This window comes from Saccharopolyspora antiqui (assembly GCF_052246905.1).
GTDB lineage: Bacteria > Actinomycetota > Actinomycetes > Mycobacteriales > Pseudonocardiaceae > Saccharopolyspora.
In genome coordinates, this window is sequence record NZ_JBQQBO010000001.1 from 1,009,618 (window position 1) to 1,016,726 (window position 7,109).

5 protein-coding genes are annotated in these 7,109 nt (G+C 67.7%); 3 read left to right on the plus strand and 2 right to left on the minus strand.

The window, feature by feature from the left end; translation table 11 throughout:
- Positions 1 to 3 precede the first annotated feature (3 nt).
- Positions 4 to 1,323, minus strand: a complete 1,320-nt coding sequence (locus tag ACTWQN_RS04360) for an MFS transporter (protein ID WP_443201991.1) — start codon at positions 1,321 to 1,323, stop codon at positions 4 to 6.
- A 188-nt stretch (positions 1,324 to 1,511) separates the two neighbouring features.
- Positions 1,512 to 2,429, minus strand: coding sequence for a LysR family transcriptional regulator (locus tag ACTWQN_RS04365; protein WP_443201992.1), 918 nt, complete (start codon positions 2,427 to 2,429; stop codon positions 1,512 to 1,514).
- A gap of 202 nt (positions 2,430 to 2,631) precedes the next feature.
- On the opposite strand from ACTWQN_RS04365, the gene ACTWQN_RS04370 reads away from it, so the two are divergent.
- From ACTWQN_RS04370 to ACTWQN_RS04380, 3 genes are all read left to right on the plus strand, one after another.
- A complete protein-coding gene (locus ACTWQN_RS04370) occupies positions 2,632 to 4,011 on the plus strand; it encodes a M20 family metallopeptidase (protein ID WP_443201993.1) in 1,380 nt (459 codons plus the stop codon).
- A gap of 111 nt (positions 4,012 to 4,122) precedes the next feature.
- Positions 4,123 to 5,394, plus strand: coding sequence for an MFS transporter (locus ACTWQN_RS04375; RefSeq protein WP_443201994.1), 1,272 nt, complete (start codon positions 4,123 to 4,125; stop codon positions 5,392 to 5,394).
- Positions 5,395 to 5,473: 79 nt separating this feature from the next.
- Complete coding sequence (locus ACTWQN_RS04380) at positions 5,474 to 7,006, plus strand: UxaA family hydrolase (protein WP_443201995.1); 1,533 nt, start codon at positions 5,474 to 5,476, stop codon at positions 7,004 to 7,006.
- Positions 7,007 to 7,109: the final 103 nt, after the last annotated feature.

The window sequence follows — 7,109 nt, forward strand, 5'->3', positions numbered from 1 at the left end:
GCCTCACCCTTCGGCCTTCTCGACGGCGGGCGAGGCGGCCACTCCGGCCGCCGGGCGCCGCCACGGTCCACGGAAAAGCAGCATTACCGGCAGGAACAAAACCATGCACCCCAGACCGATGGACAGCCAAACCGACCAGCTGGCGGCCTCCACCACCCTCGGCAGCAGGAACAGCACCACCACGGCCATCGCCCGGGTCAGGAACGAGTAAACGCCCCACGCACTGCCCTGCAACCGCGGATCGATGTCCTCGGTGTTCTCCGAGTAGTTCGCCATCCAGGGCCCGTACGCGGCACCCATGCCCGCGCCCAGCAGCGCCCCGGTGACCAGCAGTTGGCCGATCGAGATCGAGTCCTGACCGATCAGCACCACCAGATATGCGGTCATCAGCACCGCGAGGCCGGTGCCCGCGGCGGTGATCGGTTTGCGCAGTTGCAGCCGGTCGGAAATCCGGCCGACGACGATCAGCGTGCCGAGGTTGAGCACCCAGAACCCGCTCATCACCGCCGATGCGGAGGCGGCGCTTAGGCCGAAGCTGTCCGCCAGCATCGTCTGCCCGAACAACGACAGCGTCAGGTAGAGCACCAACCAGAACGAGATGCCGGTGACGTGCGCCCACATCGTGGCGTGGCCGAACAGGTCGCGCATCCGCAGCGGCTGGGCGACGTCAGCGGCGGATAGCGAGCGGTGCTCGGTCTGCTGGATCTGCGCCCGCAACCGTGGCGAGAGGTCCGCGATGTTGAACGCGATCACCAGCGAGATGACCAGCGAAACCGCGCCCATGATGAGGAATTGCGAACGCCAGGAGTTGTCGAACAGCGGCAGCGTGAGCCCGGCGATGGTGGCGGCCAGGAAGTTCGCGCCGACCGGCCCCCAAGTCCAGAAGCCGAAGGCCTGTGCCCGGCCCATCCGCGGCGAGAAGTCCCGCACCAGCGGCGCGGTTGCGGCCATCACCACGCCATCCAACACCGACAGCACCGCGCGCGCCAGCAGCAGTTCTCCGGGCGAACTGACCAGGGTCATGCCGAAACACGCCAGCGCGGTCAGCAGCATCAGCGGGATCAGCACCCGGACCCGGCCGAACTGGTCGGTCAGCCGCCCGCCGACCATCGCAGCGACCGCCCCGAAGATCAGGGCCAGCGCCGACACCGAGCCGTAGGTGACCAGGCTCATCCCGAGGTCGTCCAGCAACAGCGGCACCACCGGCGCGATCTGCCCCTCGTAGGAGCCGATCAGGCTGGCCAGCACCGCCATCGCCAGGATTCGCACCCGGCGGGATCCGGTCGGGTACTCGGAGAGTTCACGAACGTACGAGAGCCCCATTGCTCCGCCCTTCCGCGACCGGCTCTCGGCCAACCTCCACAACGGCCCGAGCCCGACTCTAGAATTCCCCTCTAGAAATGCACGGGTAGCCAACAGGGTCTTGGCCGAGCTCGGGAAGTGTCAAGTGTTACCGGCACATTACGCCCGAACGCAGCCGAGGACGATGCGCACTTCGCAGCGTGACCGGCTCACCGCCGTTCATCCGCGCCGTCGTCGCGGATGGTGCGGATCAGGTGGTCGACGAACAGGCGGACCGGCGGTGGCAGCTCGCGCTGAGCCATGGTTTGGATCTGGAGATTTCGTTGCAGCAGCTCCGGGTTGGTCAACGGGATCGCGACCAGGCCCTCCACCTGAAGCCGTCGGCGCACGCTGAGGCGGCCGGTCAGGGTCACCCCGCCGGACAGGCGCGCGAAGCCGTGCAGGGCGATCGAGTGGTTGCTGACGAAATCCGGGTCGAACGCCAGACCTTCCATGCTGCAGCAGATGTCGAACAACTGCCGCAGCGTGGTGCCCTCTTCCATCAGGGCGAGCGGATAGGGCAACAGGTCGGCCAACGAAGCCCGCGAGCGGTCGGCCAGCGGGTGATCGGCGCGGACCAGGGCCTGGATGTCGTGGCGTTCGGAATATTCGACGCGGACCCCCTTCTCCGGCGCCATGCTGAAGGTGACCGCGATGTCCGCGATCCCGTCGCAGACCTCGCGGGTCGCCGCGGCCGGAGTTATGACGTTCAGCCGGAACCGGACGCCGGGATGTGCCGCGCGGAAGGACACGATCGCCTCCGGCAGGAAGTCCTGCGCGAATCCCTCCGAACTGGCGACTTTCACCGTGCTGCGGTGCGATTCGTGCAAATCCCGCATTTCGGCGAGGACCTGTTCTTCCTCGCGCATCCGCCGCCGCGCGTACGTCGCCAGCATCTCACCGGCCTCGGTGAGCACCATGCCGCGCGGCTGCCGCTCGAACAGCGGCATGCCCGCCTCGTGCTCCAGCTTGGCAACCTGGCGGCTGATCGCCGAAGTCGCCACGTGCAGCCGCTCGGAGGCCTCCCGGATCGAGCCGGTCTGCGCCACTTCCAGGAAGTACCGCAGCGGTCCCCAGCTGGACTGCATCCACCACCTCCCGCCGCGCTGGCTTCGCAGCCTACTCGGCGCGCCACCGCCAACCCGGCGGCCGTTGCCGATCCGGCAACGGCGCATTGTCTTTTTTCTGCTGGTCGACCGGTGTTCGGTGTGGTTGAGTTTGCGAAATCCAATTCGCGCACCGGTTGTCGAAAACCCTTGGCGCGCAAGCGATTGCGGGAGGGGCATCGCAATGACCCGAGAGGCGGCCGTCGAGCGGGCGGCGCAGTACTTCGACTCCGGTGCGTTCCGCGCCGACCTCGCGCGCCGGGTCGCCTTCCGCACCGAGAGCCAGGACCAGCAGCGTGCGGACGTGCTGCGGCAGTACCTCGTCGATGAGATCACCCCAGCCGTTCAAGGCCTCGGCTGCACCTCCCACATCGTCGACAACCCGGTGCCCGGCGGCGGACCGTTCCTGCTCGCGCACCGGCACGAGGACGACACGCTGCCCACACTGCTCACCTACGGTCACGGTGACGTCGTGCTGGGTCACGACGCGCAGTGGCGCGCCGGGCTGGACCCGTGGCAGCTGTCGATCGAAGGCGACCGCTGGTACGGGCGCGGCACCGCCGACAACAAGGGCCAGCACACCATCAACCTCGCCGCGTTGGAAAAAGTCCTCGAAACCCGGGGCGGCAGGCTCGGCTTCAACCTCAAGGTCCTGCTCGACATGAGCGAGGAGACCGGTTCGCCGGGTCTGGGCGAAGTCTGCGCGGAGCACGCCGACGAACTCGCCGCCGACCTGCTGATCGCCTCCGACGGCTGCCGCCTCTCGGCACCGCGGCCGACGCTGTTCCTCGGCTCGCGAGGCGCGGTCAACTTCACGCTCCGCCTGAACCTGCGCGACAACGGCTACCACTCGGGCAACTGGGGCGGGCTGCTGCGCAACCCGGCCAGCGTGCTGGCCAACGCGATCGCCAGCATGGTCAACGATCAGGGAAAACTCCTGGTCGAGGGGCTGCGTCCACCGGAGATCCCGGATTCGGTGCGCGCCGCGCTGGCCGATGTCACCGTCGACGGCGGCCCGGACTCCCCGACCATCAACGCCGACTGGGGCGAGCCCGGCCTGACCCCGAGCGAACGGGTCTACGGCTGGAACACCCTGGAAGTGCTGGCGTTCACCGCCGGAACACCGCAGGCCCCGGTCAACGCCATCCCCGGTAGCGCCGAAGCGCACTGCCAGCTGCGCTTCGTGGTCGGCACCGACTGGCGCGACCTTGAGCGGATCGTGCGCGAGCACCTCGACGAGCACGGCTTCTCGATGATCGACATCGAGGTGCGCAGCAGCGTCGCCGCCACCCGGCTGGACCCCGAGAACGAGTGGGTGCGCTGGGCGCTGGACTCGCTGCGGCGAACCACCGGCACCAAACCCGCGCTGCTGCCGAACCTGGGCGGCACCCTGCCCAACGACGCCTTCGCCGAAGTGCTCGGACTGCCCACCGTCTGGGTCCCGCACTCCTACCCGGCCTGCGCGCAGCACGCCCCGAACGAGCACCTGCTCGGCTCGGTGGCCCGCGAGGCGCTGCGGATCATGGCCGGGCTGTTCTGGGACCTCGGCGAGCTCGATCGCTGATTCACCAGCCGCACAACGGGTTTGCGCGGACGTTGGCGATCTCGCGCTTGTTTTCACCACCCCACCGCGCAAGCCCGAATCGCGCGCTCGCAACCGAAAACGGAGACGGTGATGGCCACTTCCACTGCCCCGGCGGCACCGCTCAAGCCCTTCCGGGTGATCGCGGCCGCCTCGATCGGCAATGCGCTCGAATGGTACGACATCGCCGTCTACGCGATCTTCGCGACGGTCCTGTCGAAGGTGTTCTTCCCGGCGCAGGACGAAACGGTGTCGCTGCTGCTGACGCTGGGCACCTTCGGCGTCTCGTTCCTGATCCGGCCGATCGGCGCGGTGGTGCTCGGTGCCTACGCCGACCGCGCCGGGCGCAAGGCCTCGCTGACCCTGTCGATCCGGCTGATGGTGCTGGGCACCGCGATCATCTGCCTGATGCCCTCGTACCAGACGATCGGCATGATCGCGCCGATCGGCATCCTGCTGGCCCGGTTGATCCAGGGCTTCTCGGCGGGCGGCGAATTCGGCAGCGCCACCGCGTTCATGGTGGAGCACGTCCCGGGCCGACGCGGGTTCGTGGCGAGTTGGCAGTTCGCCAGCCAGGGCCTGAGCACGCTGGTGTCGGCCGGTGTCGGGGTGCTGCTGACCACCACGCTGAGCCCGGCGCAGTTGGAGTCGTGGGGCTGGCGGATCCCGTTCGCGATCGGCCTGCTGGTCGGTCCGGTCGGCTACTACATCCGGCGGTTCATCGACGAGGCACCGGAGTTCACCGAAGCGGTGCGGACCCCGCAGTCGCCGGTGCGCACCGTGCTGCGCACCCAGAAGGTCCGGATCCTGCTGGTGATCGGCGCGCTGCTGGTTTCGACGGTGCTCAACTACACGATCACCTACATGCCGACCTACGCGATCAAGCAACTCGGACTGCCCGCGTCGACCAGTTTCACCGCGACCCTGGTCACCGGGGTCGTCCTGACCGCGGTCACACCGCTGGCCGGGCACCTGTCGGACAAGATCGGCCGGGTTCCGCTGATGAGCGTGTTCGCCGTGCTGATCCTGCTGCTGATCTACCCGATCTTCGCGTTGCTGGTCGCCTTCCCCGGCTTCGGCGTGATGGTCGCCATGATGCTGCTGATCGGGTTGTTGAAGGCGTGCTACTTCGGCGCGCTACCGGCGCTGATGGCCGAGCTGTTCCCCATCGAGACCCGGGCCACCGGGATGTCGGTCGGCTACAACCTCGGGGTCAGCATCTTCGGTGGGTTCACACCGTTCATCAGCACCTGGTTGATCGGGTTCAGCGGCACCAGCCTGGCGCCGAGCTACTACCTGATGTTCGCGGCCGCGGCGAGTCTCGTCAGCCTGCTGGTGATCCGCCGACGGATCGGTCTTCGGTGACAAGCTGGGCATTCGACGACTACCATCGGGTTCACCACGCAGAAACGATTTCATATTCGTGAAACGAGGGTGATCCGGTTTGTCGTCGCCGAACTTGGACCAGTTGGGATTCCGCCTGCACGCCGATGATTCGGTCCTCATCGCCCGCAACGACATCGAACCCGGCACCTACGCCGGTGTGCCGGTCGCCGACCCGGTGCCGCGCGGCCACAAACTGGCCACTGTGGACATCGCCGAGGGCGCGCCGATCCGCAAGTACGGCCAGATCATCGGCTTCGCCGCCCAGCCGATCAAGCCTGGCGAGCACGTGCACACGCACAACGTGGTCTACCAGGAGTTCCAGCGGGAACACGCGTTCGGTGTGGAAGTGATGCCCACCGAGTACCTGCCCAGCGCGCAGCGGGCCACCTTCGAGGGCTTCGTCCGACCCGACGGGCGGGTCGGCACCCGCAACTACCTCGCGGTGCTGACCTCGGTGAACTGCTCGGCGACCGCGGCGAAGATGATCGCCCGCCGGGTCGAGGCATCCGGGGTGCTCGACGACTACCCCAACGTCGACGGCGTCTGCCCGCTGACCCACACCCTGGGCTGCGGGCACAGCGGGCGGGGCAACGAGGGCTTCGAGGTGCTGCGCCGCGCGTTGCAGGGCTACGCCGGGCATCCCAACATCGCCGGTTTGCTGGTGATCGGGCTGGGCTGCGAGGTCAACCAGGTCAAGAGCCTCACCGAGGACCTGCGGCTGCCGCCGGGCATGCCGGTGCACGCCATGACCATCCAGGAACTCGGCGGCACCAAGAAGACGGTCGCCGAGGGCGTGCGGCGGATCGAGGAGATGCTGCCGATCGCCAACGCCTACCAGCGGCAGACGGTTTCGGCGGACAAGCTGATCCTGGCGATGGAGTGCGGCGGTTCCGACGCCTACTCCGGCATCACCGCGAATCCCGCGCTGGGCGCCGCGGCCGATCTGCTGATCCGCAACGGCGGGACCGCGGTGTTCGGCGAGACCACCGAGATCTACGGCGCCGAGCACCTGCTCACCAGGCGCGCGATCAGCCGCGAGGTCGGCGAGAAGCTGGTGGACCGGATCTCCTGGTGGGAGAAGCACGTCCAGATCGACGGCAGCTCCATCAACAACAACCCGTCGCCCGGCAACAAGGCGGGCGGGCTGACCACGATCTTGGAGAAGTCGCTCGGCGCGGCGGCCAAGGGCGGCACCACCAACCTCGTCGACGTGCTGCAGTACGCCGAGCCGATCAACGGGCACGGCCTGATGTTCATGGACACACCCGGCTACGACCCGGTCAACGCCACCGGCCTGATCGCTGGCGGCGCCCAACTGCTGTGCTTCACCACCGGGCGCGGTTCGGCGTTCGGCTGCAAGCCAGCACCGAGCATCAAGCTGGCCACCAACACGCCGCTGTACGAGCGGATGACCGACGACATGGACATCAACTGCGGAGTCATCGCCGACGGCGAGCTGACGGTCGCCGAAATGGGCCAGCAGATCTTCGACCACATCCTCCGGGTGGCCTCCGGCGAGGAGACCAAGAGCGAAGAACTCGGCTACGGAGAAGAAGAATTCGTCCCCTGGCACCTGTCCACAGTGCTCTGACGTTCCGAGTGAAGGGCACCTTCGACCGGCTAACCCGGTCAAAGGTGCCCTTCACCCATCCCACATCCAGGTGATCTGGCTCCGCACCGGTCGTGGCTGCGCA